The organism is Flavobacterium sp. N2820 (genome assembly GCF_025947285.1).
GTDB lineage: Bacteria > Bacteroidota > Bacteroidia > Flavobacteriales > Flavobacteriaceae > Flavobacterium.
This window is the reverse complement of sequence record NZ_CP110008.1, coordinates 2,668,346-2,687,856: the sequence shown is the minus strand read 5'-3', so window position 1 is coordinate 2,687,856 and position 19,511 is coordinate 2,668,346. Positions and strand designations below refer to the sequence as shown.

At 31.6% G+C, this 19,511-nt stretch carries 21 protein-coding genes and 1 riboswitch; of the genes, 4 read left to right on the top strand and 17 right to left on the bottom strand.

The genetic code is table 11. The features are described 5' to 3' along the window. Positions 1–4 precede the first annotated feature (4 nt). Both OLM52_RS12630 and OLM52_RS12625 read right to left on the bottom strand, forming a co-directional pair. Positions 5–382, bottom strand: a complete 378-nt coding sequence (locus OLM52_RS12630) for a DUF3127 domain-containing protein (RefSeq protein ID WP_264548858.1) — start codon at positions 380–382, stop codon at positions 5–7. An 11-nt stretch (positions 383–393) separates the two neighbouring features. After that, a complete protein-coding gene (locus OLM52_RS12625) occupies positions 394–1,269 on the bottom strand; it encodes a flavin reductase family protein (RefSeq protein WP_264548857.1) in 876 nt (291 codons plus the stop codon). A 106-nt stretch (positions 1,270–1,375) separates the two neighbouring features. On the opposite strand from OLM52_RS12625, the gene OLM52_RS12620 reads away from it, so the two are divergent. Beyond that, complete coding sequence (locus tag OLM52_RS12620; protein ID WP_264548856.1) at positions 1,376–2,533, top strand: sensor histidine kinase; 1,158 nt, start codon at positions 1,376–1,378, stop codon at positions 2,531–2,533. Here OLM52_RS12620 and OLM52_RS12615 read toward each other — a convergent pair. The 3 genes from OLM52_RS12615 to greA are packed head-to-tail and all read right to left on the bottom strand — an operon-like array spanning position 2,526 to position 4,651. After that, positions 2,526–3,695, bottom strand: a complete 1,170-nt coding sequence (locus tag OLM52_RS12615; RefSeq protein ID WP_264548855.1) for a transglutaminase domain-containing protein — start codon at positions 3,693–3,695, stop codon at positions 2,526–2,528. The genes OLM52_RS12620 and OLM52_RS12615 overlap by 8 nt on opposite strands. Before the next feature lie 43 nt (positions 3,696–3,738). Then, complete coding sequence (locus OLM52_RS12610; RefSeq protein ID WP_264548854.1) at positions 3,739–4,128, bottom strand: HIT family protein; 390 nt, start codon at positions 4,126–4,128, stop codon at positions 3,739–3,741. 46 nt (positions 4,129–4,174) lie between these two features. Continuing rightward, positions 4,175–4,651, bottom strand: coding sequence for a transcription elongation factor GreA (gene greA, locus OLM52_RS12605; RefSeq protein WP_262317016.1), 477 nt, complete (start codon positions 4,649–4,651; stop codon positions 4,175–4,177). Positions 4,652–4,806: 155 nt separating this feature from the next. On the opposite strand from greA, the gene OLM52_RS12600 reads away from it, so the two are divergent. Next, the gene (locus OLM52_RS12600; protein ID WP_264548853.1) at positions 4,807–5,229 is read left to right on the top strand and encodes a Rieske (2Fe-2S) protein; all 423 of its coding nucleotides are present in this window, start codon (positions 4,807–4,809) and stop codon (positions 5,227–5,229) included. A 55-nt stretch (positions 5,230–5,284) separates the two neighbouring features. Here OLM52_RS12600 and OLM52_RS12595 read toward each other — a convergent pair whose 3' ends face one another. The 6 genes from OLM52_RS12595 to OLM52_RS12570 all read right to left on the bottom strand — a co-directional run bounded on the left by OLM52_RS12595 (position 5,285) and on the right by OLM52_RS12570 (position 12,175). Further along, a complete protein-coding gene (locus OLM52_RS12595; protein WP_264548852.1) occupies positions 5,285–7,474 on the bottom strand; it encodes a TonB-dependent receptor in 2,190 nt (729 codons plus the stop codon). 100 nt (positions 7,475–7,574) lie between these two features. Then, positions 7,575–7,670, bottom strand: a riboswitch (TPP riboswitch). 43 nt (positions 7,671–7,713) lie between these two features. After that, a complete protein-coding gene (arfB, locus tag OLM52_RS12590; protein WP_264548851.1) occupies positions 7,714–8,115 on the bottom strand; it encodes an alternative ribosome rescue aminoacyl-tRNA hydrolase ArfB in 402 nt (133 codons plus the stop codon). Beyond that, positions 8,108–10,204, bottom strand: coding sequence for a DUF4301 family protein (locus tag OLM52_RS12585; protein ID WP_264548850.1), 2,097 nt, complete (start codon positions 10,202–10,204; stop codon positions 8,108–8,110). The genes arfB and OLM52_RS12585 overlap by 8 nt, the downstream gene beginning before the upstream one ends. Further along, entirely contained in the window at positions 10,180–10,788 is a 609-nt protein-coding gene (gene pnuC, locus OLM52_RS12580) for a nicotinamide riboside transporter PnuC (protein WP_264548849.1), read from the bottom strand. The genes OLM52_RS12585 and pnuC overlap by 25 nt, the downstream gene beginning before the upstream one ends. Positions 10,789–10,795: 7 nt before the next feature. Continuing rightward, positions 10,796–11,509 (bottom strand): geranylgeranylglyceryl/heptaprenylglyceryl phosphate synthase, encoded by a 714-nt coding sequence (locus tag OLM52_RS12575; protein ID WP_264548848.1) that lies wholly within the window; start codon positions 11,507–11,509, stop codon positions 10,796–10,798. A gap of 3 nt (positions 11,510–11,512) precedes the next feature. Continuing rightward, entirely contained in the window at positions 11,513–12,175 is a 663-nt protein-coding gene (locus OLM52_RS12570) for a 4'-phosphopantetheinyl transferase family protein (RefSeq protein WP_264548847.1), read from the bottom strand. A 130-nt stretch (positions 12,176–12,305) separates the two neighbouring features. Here OLM52_RS12570 and ahcY point away from each other — a divergent pair, with 130 nt between their 5' ends. Continuing rightward, entirely contained in the window at positions 12,306–13,622 is a 1,317-nt protein-coding gene (gene ahcY, locus OLM52_RS12565) for an adenosylhomocysteinase (RefSeq protein ID WP_264548846.1), read from the top strand. A gap of 148 nt (positions 13,623–13,770) precedes the next feature. After that, positions 13,771–14,871, top strand: coding sequence for a DUF4407 domain-containing protein (locus tag OLM52_RS12560; protein ID WP_264548845.1), 1,101 nt, complete (start codon positions 13,771–13,773; stop codon positions 14,869–14,871). A 136-nt stretch (positions 14,872–15,007) separates the two neighbouring features. Here the strand turns inward: OLM52_RS12560 and OLM52_RS12555 are convergent, their stop codons facing one another. The 6 genes from OLM52_RS12555 to OLM52_RS12530 form a co-directional block, all read right to left on the bottom strand. Next, a complete protein-coding gene (locus tag OLM52_RS12555) occupies positions 15,008–15,715 on the bottom strand; it encodes a PH domain-containing protein (RefSeq protein WP_264548844.1) in 708 nt (235 codons plus the stop codon). A 43-nt stretch (positions 15,716–15,758) separates the two neighbouring features. Continuing rightward, positions 15,759–16,130, bottom strand: coding sequence for an MmcQ/YjbR family DNA-binding protein (locus OLM52_RS12550; RefSeq protein ID WP_264548843.1), 372 nt, complete (start codon positions 16,128–16,130; stop codon positions 15,759–15,761). Between the two features lie 11 nt (positions 16,131–16,141). Continuing rightward, on the bottom strand, positions 16,142–16,492 hold the full coding sequence (locus tag OLM52_RS12545; RefSeq protein WP_264548842.1) for a bleomycin resistance protein: 351 nt from the start codon (positions 16,490–16,492) through the stop codon (positions 16,142–16,144). 3 nt (positions 16,493–16,495) lie between these two features. Beyond that, the gene (locus tag OLM52_RS12540; protein ID WP_264548841.1) at positions 16,496–17,260 is read right to left on the bottom strand and encodes a cyclase family protein; all 765 of its coding nucleotides are present in this window, start codon (positions 17,258–17,260) and stop codon (positions 16,496–16,498) included. A gap of 90 nt (positions 17,261–17,350) precedes the next feature. After that, positions 17,351–18,484, bottom strand: coding sequence for a radical SAM family heme chaperone HemW (gene hemW, locus OLM52_RS12535; RefSeq protein WP_264548840.1), 1,134 nt, complete (start codon positions 18,482–18,484; stop codon positions 17,351–17,353). Between the two features lie 3 nt (positions 18,485–18,487). Beyond that, the gene (locus tag OLM52_RS12530) at positions 18,488–19,387 is read right to left on the bottom strand and encodes a hypothetical protein (RefSeq protein WP_264548839.1); all 900 of its coding nucleotides are present in this window, start codon (positions 19,385–19,387) and stop codon (positions 18,488–18,490) included. Positions 19,388–19,511: the final 124 nt, after the last annotated feature.

Sequence of the window (19,511 nt, the reverse complement as noted above, 5' to 3'; positions counted from 1 at the left end):
ACTTTTAAAAAGGTAAATCGTCGTGTTCTTCTTCTTTAAAATTGGTAGCTGGTTCAAAAGCTTCAGCAGCAGGCATTGGTGGCATTTGTGGTGCACTTGGCGCTTCTGCTTGTACTTTTTCAATTCTCCAACCTTGGATAGAGTTAAAAAATTTAGTTTCTCCTTGTGGATTTACCCATTCTCTCCCTCTTAAATTGATAGAAACTTTTACTTGTTCTCCAACATTATAATTGTTTAACAAATCTGTTTTGTCTTGTGCAAACTCAATCAAAATGTGTTGAGGATATTGCTCTTCTGTAGTAACTACAAGTTCTCTTTTTTTGAAAGAAGCACTTACTTGTTGTACAGGATTAATTAATTTTACTCTTCCTAAAACTTCCATAATACTTAAATTTATTTTTTTGCTAATAACAATTTCCAAGCATCTATAGCTCTTCCGCTGTCAACATATTCTTTTGCTTTTTGAAATTTTGTATCCATATCATCCGCACTTAAAACGGCTTTGACTTCAAAATTTTCTTTTACAAATATAGCAATTTCTTCTTCGGTTGGAATATTTTCTATGTTACCTAATTTTCCTAAATCATTACCCGAAAAATAACCACTTTCTTTGATGAAATCGGGAATCATATCAACACCAATTCCTAAAGTAGTCAACGGTTTTTCAACTTCAAACATACCCACATTGGAACGACTGTACCAATTGCCTCCCATTCGGGCAACCAAATCAATTTTGTGCTGGTCAATATTACCAGTTGCATCTAAAACGGCTTCGTTGATGTGAATTTTTACCACTTCACAAATCACCAAATTTCCAGCCCCGCCTTGGTCACCTAGAGCAATCACTTCATTGATTTTACATTCAAATTGTACAGGACTTTCTGCAACTCTAAATGGTTTTACTTTGTCTGATTTTAGCATCGTAAATCCGGCTTTTTCAAACTCATTTACACCCTCTGGATATTCGGTACTTGACAACGACATTTGTTGCACAATATCATAATTTACTACATTAATTACAACTTCTCTCGTGTTTTGTGCATTGATTAAAGTGTGTTTTGTAGTATTATCGCGCACGCGTCTTGCTGGCGAAAAAATCAAAATCGGCGGATTTGAACTAAACACATTGAAAAAACTAAAAGGCGATAAATTTGGATTTCCATTACTATCCATAGTACTTGCAAAAGCGATAGGTCTTGGCGCAACTGCACTTTGTAAATATCCTTGTAATTTTGCAGGCGCTATTTCTTTTGGATCGATGCTTAACATACTGAAACTATTTTTTACAAAGATAACAAACAAATACAAGTTCAATTACATGAACAAGTATCAAATTTAAAATGGTTTTTAGTATTTTTACATCAAATCTTGATACATGCAGTTTTCAGAAAGGCGAAATATCACTCGTTGGTTTATCATTATTGCTTCCTTTTTCATTGTAATCTTAATACTTTGGAACACCTATAACTTTTTCCAAATTTTTAAAACCGAAGAACGAGCAAAAATGGAATTTTGGGCAAGTGCTCTTACCACTGTTGCCAATGCAAACGAAAATTCTGATTTAGATTTACCTTTTGAAATCATTAGTAAAAATACTACCATTCCAATTTTTATTGCAGATAGCAATGACCGAATTATTGATTTTAATAATATTGACGAAGAAATTACGAATGATAGTATTGCTTTAAAAAAATATTTCAATTCGATAAAAAATGACAATCAGCCCATTAAAATGGAGCGTTCAAACAATAAATACCAATTGGTTTATTATGGAGATTCTCCTTTATTGAATAAATTGAAATATTATCCGGTTGCTCTACTGTTAATTATTATTTTGTTTGGCGCTGTAGTGTATAATTTTTACAAAGCCACAAAAATGGCCACACAAAACAAACTTTGGGCTGGAATGGCTAAGGAAACGGCACATCAAATTGGAACTCCACTCTCCTCGTTAATTGGTTGGTTGGAAATTTTAAAATTAGAAAATGTAGAAGAAAGTATGGTTGCCGAAATTGAAAAAGACATCAACAGATTGCAAACGATAACGGATAGATTTTCAAAAATAGGAAGTGAGCCTGCATTAGAAAAAAGAAACATTATTGAAGATACTAGAACAACCGTTGAATACTTACAATCGAGAGTTTCTAAGCAAGTAGTTTTTACTTTTTCTGCACCTGAGCACCCTATTTTTGTTGCGATTAATCCAGCGTTACATAGTTGGACCATTGAAAATCTAGTCAAAAATGCAATTGATGCAATGAAAGGCAAAGGAAGCTTAGCTATTGTAATTTCGGAGTTAGAAAATGTGGTAAAAATTAATATTTCCGATAGCGGTAAAGGAATTCCGAAAAATCAATTTCGAAAAGTATTTGAGCCTGGATTTACTACGAAAAAACGCGGTTGGGGACTTGGTCTTTCGTTGACCAAAAGAATAGTTCACGAGTACCATAAAGGAAGAATAAAAGTGGCACATTCTGAAATTGGAAAAGGAACTACCATGCAAATAAGTTTTAAAAAAACTACTTTTATTTAACTGGAATACCAAACCAAGTAACGGTTCTAAACATTTTTTTTCTTTCTTTTTTGCTTTTAGAAATGTATTCTTTTACAAATTCATATTGCTCTTGTGCTTGTTTTACCGTATCAGAAATGGATGCCCTCAACGAATTATAGCTTGATGCATTTTCTTTTCCTATACTTCCTAAAACAAAAAATTCTTTTTGAACATTTTCTAATCGTTCTTTTGGTGTTTTAATCATTTCTAAAAGAATTGCATCAGCATACGATGGTGTAAATTCTTTGTTTCTATATATAATAAAGTCGTTTAACAACACAATTGCTATGTTATATTCTTCTACAATCTCATTAAATTTTTCAACATTTTTATTTAGTCGAGTGGTATTAAAAATATTTTTCTTGTAGTTGTATTCTTCTAGAATTAGATCATTCAAAATTTCATTTTTTTGAATTCTCTCTGAACTTTCAAAAGCTTTATCAATTTCAGATAATTTTAGGTATTTATCGATTTCTATCTGATACTCAAAATTTATTTTTGGTTTTCCATCGTATAGTTTCCCATTATAAAATTCGCGATTGGAAATAGGTTCTTTTGTAAATTGCCATAAATAATCAAAGGGCATGTGCGAAATAATTGCAGCTGAAGGCAACATTTTAAAATGTTTAGAAACTAAGTTGCGAACAAATTTTTCATTTTTCACATAACCCGAATCCCAAGTTGGATCAAATATATACCAATTTTTATCTTGCATTTTAATGGCGCACCATGCATGTGATAAATTGCTAATTTGATTATTTTGTTTTGTATAACCTGTAACTATTTGACATTGATAGCCTAATTTATCTACTATAGCTTTAAACAGTTTAGCATAGTGAATACAAACTCCTTTATTTGTTGCAATGGTTTTTGTAACAAAATCTTCATCGCTACTAAATAATTCTGTAGAAAAATTATAGGTAACATCATAAGAAATAGAGGAAATCACATAAAAGTAAGCCGCTTTTATTTGCAGTTCTTCGCCTTTAAAATTTGCTTGAATATAACTTGCAATTTCCTGAACCGACTTTGTTTGCTGTTCTGGAATTAGACGCATTTGTTTTTCAACGGGAGCGTAAATACTTTTAACTTGTGAAAAAAGAATAGTTTGAAAAAATAAAAGATAAATTATATATTTCATGGCTGTTTTTTAATCAAAAAAAACACCAAAAAGGTGCTTTTTATTATAAATTAGAAGCGATTTGCTTCGCTAATTCTTGAAACTCTTCTGGTGACATACTGGTTTTTCGTTGGAAACGCATATCATCCATATCTTGAAGCGGAATTAAATGTACATGAACATGAGGCACTTCTAATCCAACAACAGCAACACCAATTCGTTTACATTCAACCGATTTTTCAACTGCTTTTGCAATTTTTCTTGAAAACTTCATCAATCCTAAATAATGCGCTTCTTCCATATCAAAGATTTTATTAATCTCTTGTTTTGGAATACAAAGTGTATGTCCTTTTGCATTTGGGTTTACATCTAAAAAAGCCAAATAATTTTCGTCTTCAGCTATTTTATAACAAGGAATTTCTCCGTTTACTATTTTGGTGAAAATTGAACTCATTTTTCAAGTTTATAAGTTTAAAAGTAAAAATGCTTCCTAATAAAGATTAATCTCTAGAAATTTCTAAAATTTCAAATTTCAATACGCCATTTGGCACATTAATTTCGGCAATTTCTCCAACAGATTTTCCAAGTAAACCTTTCCCAATAGGAGAAGTTACAGAAATTTTACCTGTTTTTAAATCTGCTTCACTTTCTGCAACCAAAGTATAGGTCATCTCCATACCGTTGGTTTGGTTTTTAATTTTCACTTTAGACAAAACCAAGGCTTTAGACAAATCTAACTGAGATTCATCTATTAAACGTGCATTTGACACAATCTCTTCCATTTTAGAAATTCTCATTTCTAATAATCCTTGAGCTTCTTTAGCGGCATCATATTCTGCATTTTCAGACAAATCACCTTTGTCTCTTGCTTCTGCAATGGCTTGAGATGCTTTTGGTCTTTCTATACTTTTAAGTTGGTCTAATTCTTCTCTTAATTTTTTTAACCCTTCTGCTGTGTAATAAGATACTGTACTCATAACTTCATTGTTTATAAAATAGAAAGAATCCCACCTACATGGGATTCCTTTTCACAAAGATAGTAATTTATTTTTAATATTAATTTATGACATTGTATAATGTATCTCAAAAGTAATTAATTAAATTTGTTTTACAATTGAAATAAAAAAAACGCATGAAAAAATATATTATTTTACTTATTCTTCCTTTTTTAATGGGTTGCGATAAAGAAAATTTCAGCAATAACAATCCGTATTTACCTAATTATGGTTTTAGTTTAAATATTAATATGTCGTTGCCTCAATACAGTAATTTACAATTTCCAAGCAATGCCGTTTATATTAATAATGGTAGTGCTGGCGTTAGAGGAATTTTTGTTTTCAATACTGGCGGAAGTTATGTTGCTTTTGACGCTGCTTGCCCAAATCAGGCATTAAGTGGTTGTTCGACTATGACTTTAAGCGGCATTAATGCTGTTTGCGGTTGTGATGGTGCTTCTTATAGTTTGTTTACTGGTCAAGCTGCCGGAATGCAATATCCTATGAAACAATATCGTGTAGAACAAATTGATGCAGTTTCGTTACGTGTTTACAACTAATAAAAAAGCCTGAAAGTATATATTTTCAGGCTTTTTTCAACTTAACTACATTTAACTAAAATTTTAAACTCATCCCTAGAAGAAAGTTTATTCCGGCTTGTGGATAATATCCTGTTCCTTCAACTGTGGTAACGTTTCCTGGACTACTCCAATCGTCATCGTAGGTATAGAAATATCCGTTTGATTCATATTCTAAATCGAAAATATTATTCACCAATCCTGAAAAAACAATTGATTTAATGGCTTTATTTAACTTCCATTCGTAATTAACATTCAAATCATTCACAAAGTAAGCGTCTAATTTAGATTGCTCTGAATCAATATTTCCCATGTATTGCTCGCTTACAAATTTGGATAAAACCGAAATTTGAAAATCCTTAATGGGTAAAAAAGTCAGGCGATTTCCTATTACTAAGTTTGGAGAAAACGCAATGTCTGTATTGCCTAAGTTTTGCAAAACACCATCTCGTTGAAAGTAGAAATCTTGGTTTTTGTTTTGGCTCAAAGTTACGTTTGGATTTAAAATTAATTTACTAGTAATTGCAATTGATGACTCCACTTCTAATCCTACTCTATAACTTTTTCCACTATTGGTAAAAATTGGCGAACCCACATCATTCAAAGCTCCAGTTAAAACCAATTGGTCTTTATAATTCATATAAAATGCGTTGGCACTAATTTTTACTTTTTGAGTAGTGTATTTCCAACCCAATTCATAATCAAATAAACGTTCTGGTTTTACACTTCCGTTTTCATAATCATCACGTCTTGGTTCTTTATTTGCGATTCCGAAATACCCATAAAATGAATTTTTAGCATTCAATTGATAGCTCAAACCTGCTTTAGGATTAAAAAATCGAAATGTATCATTTACATCAGAAAACTTAACGCTTGTTGCTTCATAAAACACCATTCGATATTGCAAATCGGTAAATAAATTCAGTTTGTTTGTGATATTATATGATGCTTTAGTATAGAAATTTACATCATCTTTGTTTCCGAAATCATCATAATATCGGTTTTGATTTGGGATGTAATTTTGCGTCCAAACTACTTCTCCAAAATGCTTTCCTAAATAACGATTGGCTGCTCCGCCTATTAAAAAATCCGTTTTTGGAGATCTATAATTTAAGGAAAAGGTGGCACCAAAGAAATCATTTTCTAACCAACGTTTTCTAACTAAATCTGAAGTCGAATTTCCATTGAAATCAGGTAAATTATAGTCGGCTAAATTTTCATCTTCTCTGTATTGCTCAAAATAACCTTTACCGATGGTATAATGTAGTGCTGCATTTGAAATCCACTTTTCAGACCACTTTTCAGACCAATGCAATTGAAAATGATTTTGCCAATAATTATCGGTTTCATTATCGTAGAATTGTGTGTTTCCAAATTCATCTGTATACATTCCTGCTGGATTGAATGTTCGGTCGTTTTTTAATTTATCAACATCTTCAATGCCATACCAAGCTTGATAGGTTTTTTCTTTCCCACCAAAAGCTAAAAATTTTACTTGCGATTTTTCGGTGATGTAATTGGCATTAAAAAAGTAGCCAAACATATTAGAAGAAGCTCTATCAATAAATCCGTCAGAGGCAATATTTGAAATTCGAGCATTCATTTCAAAATTATTGTGCAAGCCCGTTCCAAAAGCTAAAGTGTGTTTTCGAGTTGCAAAACTTCCCGCTGAATTTGAAACCTCAGCATAGGCTTTTTCTTGAAACGATTTGGTTTGCATGTTTAAACTCGCGCCAAAAGCTCCGGCTCCATTAGTTGAAGTTCCTACACCACGTTGCAACTGAACGCTTTCTAATGAAGAAGCAAAATCGGGTAAATTCACAAAAAATGTTCCTTGACTTTCACTATCGTTAAATGGAACTCCGTTTAAAGTTACATTGATTCGAGAACCATCGGAACCACGAACTCTCATGTAGGTATAACCTACACCATTTCCAGCATCGGTTGTAGTAACTACAGAAGGCAAATAATTTAATAAAACAGGAATGTCTTGTCCTAAATTGCGTGGGGCAATTTCTGCGGCAGTAACATTAGTGTAAGTGATTGGATTTTTGTCCTTTGCTCTAACCGAAGATACTATAACTTCTTTTAGCTGTGTGACTTTTGTAGTGTCTTTCTGCGCTTCTTGAGAGAAAGAAAATAGAGAAAAGAAAATAGAAAATAGACTTAAATAAGTCTTTGTACATCGTACTTTGTACCTTGTACTTTTTTTGGGTAAAGTTTTCATTCGTAAAATAGATACGAATAAAAGGGGCAATTACTCTTGGTTAAAAATTAAATTTGATACTCTAAAAATAAAGATTAGATTCTGAAACAAGTTCAGAATGACAAAAATTATTTTCAATTCCCTAAACAGCATTACCTGTTCTAGGTTCTATGGGTATGATCTCAGCTCGATATTTTGAGCACCCCTTTGAGACATGGCAAAGATATAACTCTTTAGTTTAAAGTTGCAAGTTTAAAAGTTTAAAAGTTTGGCTTTTTTCGATTTTGTTTTAGAAGCCCGATTACTTTTTTGGTACTGAGTCGTTTTTCTTTAACCGCTCTTGGGATTCTCGTTTCTTTACGTTCTTTTGGTATTTTTAAGCCGTTTTCAATAACTTTTAAGAATTTTTTGACAACAACTTCTTTGTTTTTAAGTTGACTTCTATCTTCTTCGGATGTGAGAATAAGAATGTTTTCTTGTGTTAATTTAGTTGCAATTTTAGTTAGCAAAAGTTCTTTTTCATCATGGGTTAAACCCAAAGAATTACCTAAATCAAAGCTCAAAACCACTTTTGAAGACACTTTATTAACATTTTGACCTCCAGCACCACTACTTCTAACCGCTTTAAATTTTAATTCGGAAAGTAAAACTTTTTTATCCATTATTTTCGGGTTGATGCGCTGGTTTTAATAAATCATTTACGGTTTTTACTGGATTAAAAGTAACCAATGGTACTTCCACAAAAAGTGTGAGCCAATTTGCCATAGCACCATTCCATAATCCAGGTAATTCATAGGCTTTGTATGGTTTTCCGTTTTTATTTTTTGAAACGATAAAGCCTGTATTTTCATCCACGAAATGGGTTAAATCAAATTTTTCACCTTTGTAATTCTTAACGCCACAAACTAAATCTACAGGATTAAAATGAGTAGCTTCATTTACAATCTGAACTTGCTTTTCGTTAGTTAAATCAATTTGTGATGTTTCAATAATTTGCAAAGATATTTTTCCACTTTCATCTTTTATCCAAAACGGGCCACCGCCAGGTTCTCCTTCATTTTTAACCATTCCACAAACACGAATTGGACGATTTAATTCGTTGAATAAGTAATGAATTTGAAACGATTTTTTATACATTTCAAAATCATTTGGAACGATAACATGCAACTGCTTTTGTGCAAAGTCTTTTATTTCATTTATTTTTTCTACCGAAACGATGTCGCTTTCTAATTCATTTAAAAAGGCAAAAATTTGTTGTTGCAATTTGAATAAAATTCCACCTAAAAGCTTTTTATACTTAACAATATCAACAATGTGATTCTGAGATACATTATCAATATTTTTAATAAAAATAACATCAGAAACCAATTGATTCAAGTTCTCAATTAAAGCACCATGACCCCCTGGACGAAAAACCAATTCTCCGTTATCATTTCTAAAAGGCGTATTATCTGTATTAACAGCTAAAGTATCAGTGGTTTCATGTTGAAAAGAAAAAGTAACTTCAACATTTTGATGTTTGTTTGTTATTTCTTCAAAAGCTACTTGGTGTTCTGGAGAAACCGTAAAATGAATTTTTGATTTTTTGTTAGGTATTTCATAAAAAATCGATTCCTTAATATGCTCTTCAATGGGCGAAACGATTGCATCTTCTTTTTGATGAAAAGGCAAAATTCCTTTTGGTTTACTAGCAAAATCAAAATGTTCTTTTGAAAGTAATGTTTTAATCAAGAGATAATTTCGTTCATCACGCTCTTTTTCAAAATAGTTTGGATAAATTTCAATAGTTTTAAGTTTTAAATCCTGATAAAAAGGAAAACTTTTCAATCCTACTAAAAAGACTGATAATTCAGCACATTTATTATGATTAATATATGAATTAATCGTGTCATTTTCGATATCAAATTCGTTGATAAATTCAGATAAAAACTTAAACATTCGGCTAGCAGCACCCGAAGCTGGAACAAATTTTTGAATATCTAAATTTTGTTTGTTTTCGTCAAATAGCTCAATATAATTGTTAATCTCTTCCTCAGTAAAAATTGAAATTCCGTCGTTTTTAACTGCCGATCGCACCAAATTAACTTTAGCAATTCCGTCTATAAAAAACTGTATTTGCTTTTGAATGGTTGCAATAGATATGTTCTTATTGTAAATGGTAACAAAATCTTCTGATGTAAATCCCATTTGCTTAGCAAGAACTAATTCGTCTATTATTCGTACCGCTTTTTCAAATCTTGAGGCAACATCACCTTTAAGTTTTATGTATGGATTTCCGTTTGCAATAATTGCTTTTTTAAAGGTTCCGAAAGTAATTTCTCGATCATCTGGGCTATCGCGCAAATCGTCAGCTTCCCAAGGCACATCAATATTGGTAAGAAAAATCAAGTCATACTTATGTTCTTTGGCAGCTTGTTCTAAATTAGCTTCACATCGGTTATAATAAATATCCGAAAAAACTTTTGTAACTAATAAATTCGTATCACAAAACAAGAATTTTTTGGCTTTTAAAACCGCCTCATTTTCTAATTTTACTTGACCAATTGCAATTGGAATCAAATCTTCTTCTGTACAAATTTCTTTGTTTTTATCCCATTTTTCTTGTAAGAAATCGCGAGCAAACTCAGGAATCCACTCGTCATTATAATGTGCGGCCAATTGTTTTGAAAGCGTAGTTTTACCTGTGCTTTCTGGTCCATACATAGCTATTTTTATAATGTTTGTTCTTACTTGTTTAAATTTTTCTTCCATTCCCTATAACCATAAAACGCAATTATTGTAAATATTGCATATTGAATACTTGTAAAAGTGTATCCTTTGTAAAAATACAAAGGTATTGAAACTAAATCCCCTATTATCCATAAGATCCAGTTTTCTAATTTTCGTTTTGCCATTAACCACATTCCAACAAAGAATATCCCAGTAGAAAGCGTGTCAATATATGCCGTCCAATGTGTGAATTTATCAAAATATTTATAAACTATAAGAACAAAACCAATTGTTAGTAAAAATAAAACTATACCATAGTAGCTTTCTTTTAATGTAATTCTTGAAATTGGAAATTCTGGTTTATTATCTCTTTTTCGAGACCAAATATACCAACCATAAATACTCATCGTTGTATAATAAATGTTAATCATCATATCACCGACTAATCCCCATTTATTTAACAAATAAACAAAAATAATTGTACTAATAATTCCCGTAGGATATACCCAAATATTGTTTTTCTTGGCAAAAAGCACACTGGCTAATCCAAATAAAACGGCAACTATTTCTAATACAATATCAATTGTATCATAGCCATTATATTGAGAAAATAACAAATCGAACATATCCGTTTTATAAATTAAAAAAGTTGGAATTGTTTTCAAAAGCTGTTCCAATAACTACTAAATCAGCTCCTGCATTATAGATATCCCGAACTGTTTGCATGGAACAAATTCCTCCACCAACAATTAAAGGAACTTCGATATTTTGAGCTATATATCGAATCATTTCTAACGAAACGTGTTGTTTAGCGCCGCTTCCTGCTTCTAAATATATTAATTTCTTACCTAAAAATTCACCTGCTTTTGCGGTTTTATAAGCTAATTCAATGTTAGCATGTTCAATGGGTTGCGTTTGACTAACACGCTGAACGGCAGTTTCTTTTCCTCCATCAATTAATAAATATCCTGTTGGAATAATTTCTAAATTTGATTTTGCCAATATATCTACCGAATTAATATGATGCTCAATTAGATATTCTGGATTACGGCCTGATAGTAAACTTAAAAATAAAATTCCGTCAGCACTATTTGAAATCTGTGAAGGATGACCTGGAAAAATTAAAACTGGCAAATTTGTAGTTGTTTTTAAAACCGCTGTCAACTCGTCTAAATGAGTTCCATTATAAGAACTTCCTCCTACAAAAATATGTGTTACTGGAGAATTAATAAGTATCTTAGATAAATCAAAACCTTGAGTAACTGTTACCTTTTCGGGATCAATTAAAATAGCCAATAATTTTCTATGGTTTTTTTTGGCTATGAGTATATCTTGATAGATTGTCATTTTTCAATTAGGGATTGCGCAGACAAAGATATAATCTTCTACGTTATAAAATTTAATTTTGAACTTTTCTATTAAGTTATTAAATCGTAATTCAGCTGAACACTCTCTTTCATTTAGGTTAAAATCATTTTCATAAATATGTTTTGGAAAACTAATTCCTTTTTCGTTCTTAATTTTAAAAATCGATTCTTTGACTCCCCAAACAACCGTAGCTTTTTGAAGCTGTTCTTCTTTAGAAAGTGTTTGTAAGTGTCTAACATCCATAAATCTTGGGGCTATTTTGAGTGTTTTTTCTTTTAAAATTTCTAAATCAATCCCCATTAATTCATCGCTAATGCAAATACAGGAAAATTCATGTGAATGCGAAATAGAAATATGTTGGGTATTGGATGTTGAGTTCACTTTTGCATTTTGCACTTTCACTTCTAAATGTGGTTTTCCAGCCTCATCATACGTTAAATCATAATCGGTATAGCCCAAATGTTGTAATAACATTCGAACGGCTAAAAACCCCTTCTGATGTTCTTCTGATTTCATTCCTTCCAATCGAAAAAGCGAAGTATCTTTTAATGAAACAGCTCTAAATAACGAAGTTACGTCTTCGGTAATATGCCAAAAGTACGCTGTTGTGGTTTCGTTGATATGTATAATTTTATGTAGTGGCATTTATATTTTGTTGTTTTTCAAACCATTAGAAAGCTAAACAATTCACAAATTAATAGAAATCTTTGAAAAAATAAAAAGTTATTTTGTAATTTTGCACTCTAATTTTAGAATATACAAATATACATAATAGATGAGTACACAAACATTACCTTATGTAGCTTATAAAGTGAAAGATATTTCGCTTGCAGCTTGGGGAAGAAAAGAGATTGAATTAGCTGAAGCAGAAATGCCAGGTTTAATGGCATTAAGAGCAGAATACGGAGCAACTCAACCTTTAAAAGGAGCTAGAATTGCTGGATGTCTTCACATGACAATTCAAACTGCTGTTTTAATTGAAACTTTAATTGCTTTGGGTGCAGAAGTTACTTGGTCATCTTGTAACATTTTTTCAACTCAAGATCAAGCTGCTGCTGCTATTGCTGCTGCTGGAATTCAAGTATATGCTTGGAAAGGTTTGAATGAAGAAGATTTTGATTGGTGTATTGAACAAACTTTATTCTTTGGTGAAGATAGAAAGCCATTGAACATGATTTTAGATGATGGTGGTGATTTAACTAACATGGTTATTGATCGTTACCCAGAATTAGTTGCTGGAATCAAAGGTTTATCTGAAGAAACTACAACAGGAGTTCACCGTTTATACGAAAGAGTAAAAGCTGGAACGTTACCAATGCCTGCAATTAACGTAAATGATTCTGTTACTAAATCTAAATTTGATAACAAATACGGATGTAAAGAATCTGCTGTTGATGCAGTAAGAAGAGCTACAGATATTATGTTAGCTGGAAAAAGAGTTATCGTTTGTGGATATGGTGATGTTGGAAAAGGAACTGCGGCTTCTTTCCGTGGCGCTGGTTCTATTGTAACTGTTACAGAAATTGATCCAATTTGTGCTTTACAAGCGGCTATGGATGGTTTTGAAGTAAAAAAATTAGATACCGTTATCAAAACGGCTGATATCATTATTACTACAACAGGAAATAAAGACATCGTTTTAGGATCTCACTTTGAGCAAATGAAAGATAAAACTATCGTTTGTAACATTGGACACTTCGATAACGAAATTGATATGGCTTGGTTAAACAAAAACCACGGTGCTTCTAAAATTGAAATTAAACCACAAGTTGATAAATATACAATTGCTGGAAATGATATCATCATTTTAGCTGAAGGTCGTTTAGTAAACTTAGGTTGTGCTACAGGTCACCCAAGTTTTGTAATGAGTAATTCATTTACAAACCAAACGTTAGCGCAAATTGAATTATGGAATAACAGTGCAGCTTATAACAACGACGTTTATATGTTACCAAAACATTTAGATGAAAAAGTAGCCATGTTACACCTTGCTAAATTAGGAGTTGAATTAGAAACGTTACGTCCAGACCAAGCGGAATATATTGGTGTAGAAGTACAAGGTCCTTTCAAACCTGAGTATTATAGATACTAGTATTAAGACAGAAGAATTAAGACTATAGAAACCCTTGCAGCAATGTGAGGGTTTTTCTTTTACCCAACTATTTTTCAACAAATTAGCAACAACTTGAAACTTTTGGCGTTAAATTTGTACTAATCATCATCAATCAAAATCAATCATCATGTTAAAACGTTTTTTTATGTTATGTTCGGGCGTAGATTCCGACATAATTAATGGCTGTTCCAATGGCGAGCAAAACAAATATGCCGGAATTGGAGCTACCGTTTTCTTCACTGCCGTAATGGCTTTTATTGCTAGTGCTTATGCGCTTTTTACCGTTTTTGATAATGCATTTATTGCCATAGCTTTCGGGTTAGTTTGGGGTTTGCTTATTTTTAATTTAGACCGATTTATTGTTTCTACCATTAAAAAAAGAGATCGTTTTTTAGATGAATTCATTCAAGCCACTCCACGAATTGCGTTAGCGATTATTATTGCTATTGTAATTTCAAAACCTTTGGAAATTAAAATCTTTGAAAAAGAAATCAATACCGTTTTACTGAAAGAAAAAAACGAAATGATGTTGGCCAATAAAAAACAAGTTGCCAATTATTTTCAATCGGATTTAGATAAAAACAAAGCTCAAATTGATAGTTTAAAATCGGATATTCTTAAAAAAGAGAAAGAAGTAAACGATTTGTATTCGGTTTACATCACCGAAGCGGAAGGAACTGCCGGAACTAAAAAATTAGGCAAAGGCCCAGTTTATAAAGAAAAACGTGAAAAACACGATGCTTCATTGCAAGATTTAGCGACTTTAAAAGCAGCGAACCAAGCAAAAATCACCGATTTAGAAGCGAAAGCCAAAACTTTACAAACCGATTTAGACAAAAAAGTCACCGAAACCCAACCTATTATTGAAGGTTTCGACGGTTTAATGGCTCGAATAAATGCTTTGAATAAATTACCTTGGTTACCATCGTTTTTTATTATGCTCTTGTTTTTAGCGATTGAAACTTCGCCCATTATTGCTAAATTATTATCCTCAAAAAGCGAATACGACTTTAAACAAGAAGACAACGAAATGGGCATCAAAAATATGTTGGCTCAAAACCATTACCAAAGCGAATTGCAAAAGAAAACCGATGCCGAAATTTACGATAAGGTTTATGCCGACATCAAAGAAGATAAAGAATTATACAACTACAAAAAGAAAAGCGCATTGGAATTGCTAAAACTCCAAGCTGATGGATTTGTGGAGAAACAGAAAAAGTCAATGTAATTTTGGCATAAAAAAATAACCGCAAAGTGCGCAAAGATTTACGCAAGGTTCGCAAAGATTAAAAACAAAATTCCCGATAAGTTTAAAATTTATCGGGAATTTTCTATATTTTTTTTAGCGTACTTTGGGGTAAAAATTACAAAAACTTCAAAATTTCTGACTTTAATCGGTCGTATTCACCTTGAAGAATTAATCCATTGTCTAGTAATTTTTTATAATTCTGAAGTTTGGCAAACAATTCGTCTTGCGATAAATGGGCCAATCCTTTTTCTTCTGAAATAGGCGCTTCTACTTCCGTATCGCGAATAATATCGTTTGGTGTTGGCATCAATTCTGCAAAATGAGTTACCTCTTCTGCTTGAATTTCCTCAACTTCTGCTTCTTGAATTGGAGTTTCAATTGGAGCTTCTGCCTTAATTTCTTCGACAATTGGAGTGGCTACTTTCGGATTTTTCAATACATCCAATTGCTCTTTCGCGTAAGTATATAATTTTCGTGCTTGATTTTTTGGCAAATAATCAACCGTGTGGGTTAAATCTGAATTAGTTGTAAAGGTAAAATCAGCACCTAAAATTCCTTCTTTTACAAATGAACCTGCAATATCATCCCAATCATAATCAATGAATTCCATCGACAACCCTAAGTTTTTAGGCTTGCATAAAATGATTCTTTTATTGGTCACTACAATGCTATCAGGAAAAATAGTTACGGCTGGTTTTTTTTGAACCGCAATGTATCCAATTTCCTCGTTAGACATTAAAAGATTCTCCAATTTTGCAGTAATTTTTTCAATTGCTTTTGGATCTTGATCTTCGTTTAATATTTTTTTTAAGTTGTCTATCATGATAGTTACTTTGAAATTTCGTTTAATAACACAAAAGTAATGCCTAATTTTCTATTTCTTGAATTTCTTGTTGGACTTTTTTCGTTAAACTTTTGAAAACAAGCTCATAAGAATGATTGATCAATTCGCGCATCATTTTATCGGAAACATCGCCATGGAATCGAACGGTATTCCAATGCACTTTACTCATATGATAACCCGGCTCGATGGCTTCATATTCGGCTCGAAGTTCTAAAGCGCGTTCTGGATCACATTTTAAATTTAACGACGGTGTTCCTTTTTCCCATTCGGATAAAGAAGTTAGGCAAAACATTTTTCCGCCTACTTTAAACACCAAAGTATCTTCATCAAATGGAAAATGTTCGGTAACGCCTTTTTTAGATTGACAGAATTCGTAGAGTTGTTGAATGTTCATGGGTATTGCAATTAAACGAATTGACCAAAAGTTAAAAGTGTTCCATTCGGATCAATAATAGAAAATTCCATTTGATTCCATGGTTTTTTTTCTAATTGACCATTTGGATGGATTGAAATAGCTTTTTCAATTAATTTATTATATAATATTTCAATTTCAGCATTGACTCTTAAATAAATCATGAAATCAGATTGTTTTGGATCTAGATTATCATGAGAAAAAAAATGAAGCTCAGTTTGTTCTAAACTAAAAATTAGATACGGACCATAATCGGCGTCCAATTGAAATCCAATAGTATTATAGAAATCAATTGTTTCATCTTTATTAATAAAAGGTAACTTTGGAATTACTGCTGAAATCATTTTTTACTCAATTTTATATAATATTGGCTTACTTGGACTTGCATCATTTTCAAAAGAAGCGAATTGTAAATTCAGTATATAACTTCCGTCTTGAACATCTTTGTTGACGTAAATCATTTCGGTAATTGTACAACCAAATCGTGCGTCTTTGTTGACATCATTGACATCTTTTACATTCCAAAACGCTTTGTGCGCTAACAATTTTCCTTCATCGTGCTCTTTATCCACACTTGGTAAATCGATTAGCAAATGTTGAATTCCTTTTTCTCTGATATAAATTGCGGCCGCTTCTTCCAAATAAGGCGGATTTGTATTGGAATAATTTAAATGTTTTTTGCTTTCTGGATTTGGCAATGTTCTGATGATAATAGCTTCAATTGAATCGTTATTTGTCTTATCGAGCGCAGTCGAGACATGTTCTTTCGTAATGACTAAATCTTCGCCAACTGCTTTTGGTTCCACCGAAATCAATTCAGCTGAAAAGAAAAATTGTTTCAAACATTGATTTATTGAATAAAAATCGCGTGTAATATGTCCTAAACATTCCGTATGCGTGCCATGTGCGTGCGGATTGAAGAAAATATTATTAAAATTAGTAGACGATTTCCCTTCCGAAACTTTACCAATCCAATCACCGATTGTTACGGGTTCAATTGCAGGAGCATTTTGATACCAAGCAATCGGGTTTTGCTCGTTGTTTGATAATGGAATCGAGATATCTAATGGTTTAGATAAGTCGATTTGTATGTTGTTGATTGTTGCTTTCATAATTTAACCACAATGGTCACATGGTTTTTCATTAAGTTCACAAAGCGTAGTGTTTTATTGTGCTTTCTTTGTGTTCTTAGTGGTTAATAATCAATCCAAATTTAGTAAAAATAAGTCGGAAGCTATTCCATCACTCAAAAACTTTCCTTTTTTAGTCGTGCGTAAAATGTGATCATCCACAAACAACAAATGGTCTTCGATAAATTTTGCGGCTTGTTGGTTTAAATAATGTAGATATGTTTCTCCAAATTCTTGTTCGATTTTATTTAATGAAACACCCCAAATGGTTCTCAAGCCAGTCATAACATATTCGTTGTATCGGTCGGTTTTGGTTAATGTTTCGATTTCAATTGGTAATTTATTTTCTTGTATTGATTTGATATAAAGTGAATTATTTGACACATTCCATCCTCTATTTTTTCCATCATAACTGTGAGCTGACGGACCAATTCCGATGTATTTTTTTCCCAACCAATAACTCGAATTGTTTTTAGAAAAATAATTTTCTTTACCAAAATTCGATAATTCGTAATGAATGAATTCGTTTTCTGAAAGTTTGTCTACCAAAATTTGAAAATGTTCTTGAGCCACTTCATCATCAGGTTGCGGAATGATTCCTTTTTGAATAAACGAATGCAAAGCGGTTTTGGGTTCAACTGTTAAAGCATAACTCGAAATGTGTGGTACTTTAAAAGACAAAGCCGTTTCAATGTTTTGCAACCATTTTTCATTACTCATTTCGGGAATTCCGTAAATCAAATCAATAGAAATATTATCAAAATATTGTGTTGCAATTTTCAAACAGCTCTTTGCTTCTTCAACGTTGTGCGCACGATTCATTAACTTTAAATCATCTTCAAAAAACGATTGAATTCCGATAGATAATCGGTTGACTTTGTTTTTTGATAGCTCAATTATTCGATTCTCTGTTAAATCATCTGGATTGGCTTCTACCGTAATTTCTGGATTTTCAACCACTTTGAAATTTCGATATACTGCATCAATTAAAAATTTTAAATCAGAAATTTCTAAAATGCTTGGAGTACCACCACCAAAATAAATCGTTTCAACAATCTCCTCTTGAAACTCACTTTTACGCATTTCAATTTCTTTAGCCAATGCCAAAACCATCTCATCCTTCTTCTTCAACGAAGTAGAAAAATGAAAATCGCAATAGTGACACGCCTGCTTGCAGAATGGTATGTGGATGTAGATGCCTGACATTAATTAATTTCCACTAAACGCAAAAGTAAAATTTCCATCTGAGATATTAATTGTTTCACCACTAATTTGATGATTTGCAGTTAAATCAAATTTTATCGTATATTTAAAACCAGGAGGCCATAAAAGATCTCTACTAATTATTTCAATACTTCCATCAACATCATACTCATCATAATTTAAAGTATTTATATTATACTTATAGAATTTAATGTAATTTCCTGTGTATGTAGAAGTATCAAAATTGTATAAACCAGTTTCTGAATTATATACGTCTATACCAATTTTAAACTTTGAATCATCATTACTTATAAATTCAATTTCTCTTTGAGCTTGAAATGGTGGGTATGAAAAATGATTTTCATCAAAACAAAACCAATCTGTTTCATTTAATTTTGTATTGCAAGGTCTAATTAATTCCTGATTGCTAGAATATTGTTCATTGTCATAAGATAAATAAAAGTCTCCTTCAACAATATCATAATCTGAATCTAAATCATTTTTATCAGTGTATAATTTTTGATAAAAATTTCCTGAAATCGTTTTAGTAGTTTCATTAATTGAAATATTATCAAAATAAAAATAATGAGATCTGTAATGAAAATAATTTTCCTTGTTAACAAATGTTGGAATTTGACCTAAACTATAAACTTTTGATTCGATTAATTTTCCGTTTTTATCAAAAATTATATGAAAATACTTTCCGTCATCTGAATTAATACCAATTTTGAAATATTTATCTCCTCCTTGAGCATAAAAATTATTTGGATAGGTAATTTGCGTAAAAGGAATGCTATTCAACTTAAAATTAAAGTAATAAGGATTGCTATTATTATCCTCATCACTTGAGCAAGACATAAAAATAACAGTAAATATAAGTGTAAAAAAGTTTATTAATCTTTTCATTTTGTCTTTTATTATTCTAAAAAGTTTTTTGTACAAATAGCTTTTTAGTTTATTTAACTTTCTTGAATAAAAAGTTTAAATTATGTTGTTGAGTTTTTAACTTTACTTAATTAAACTCTGAAAA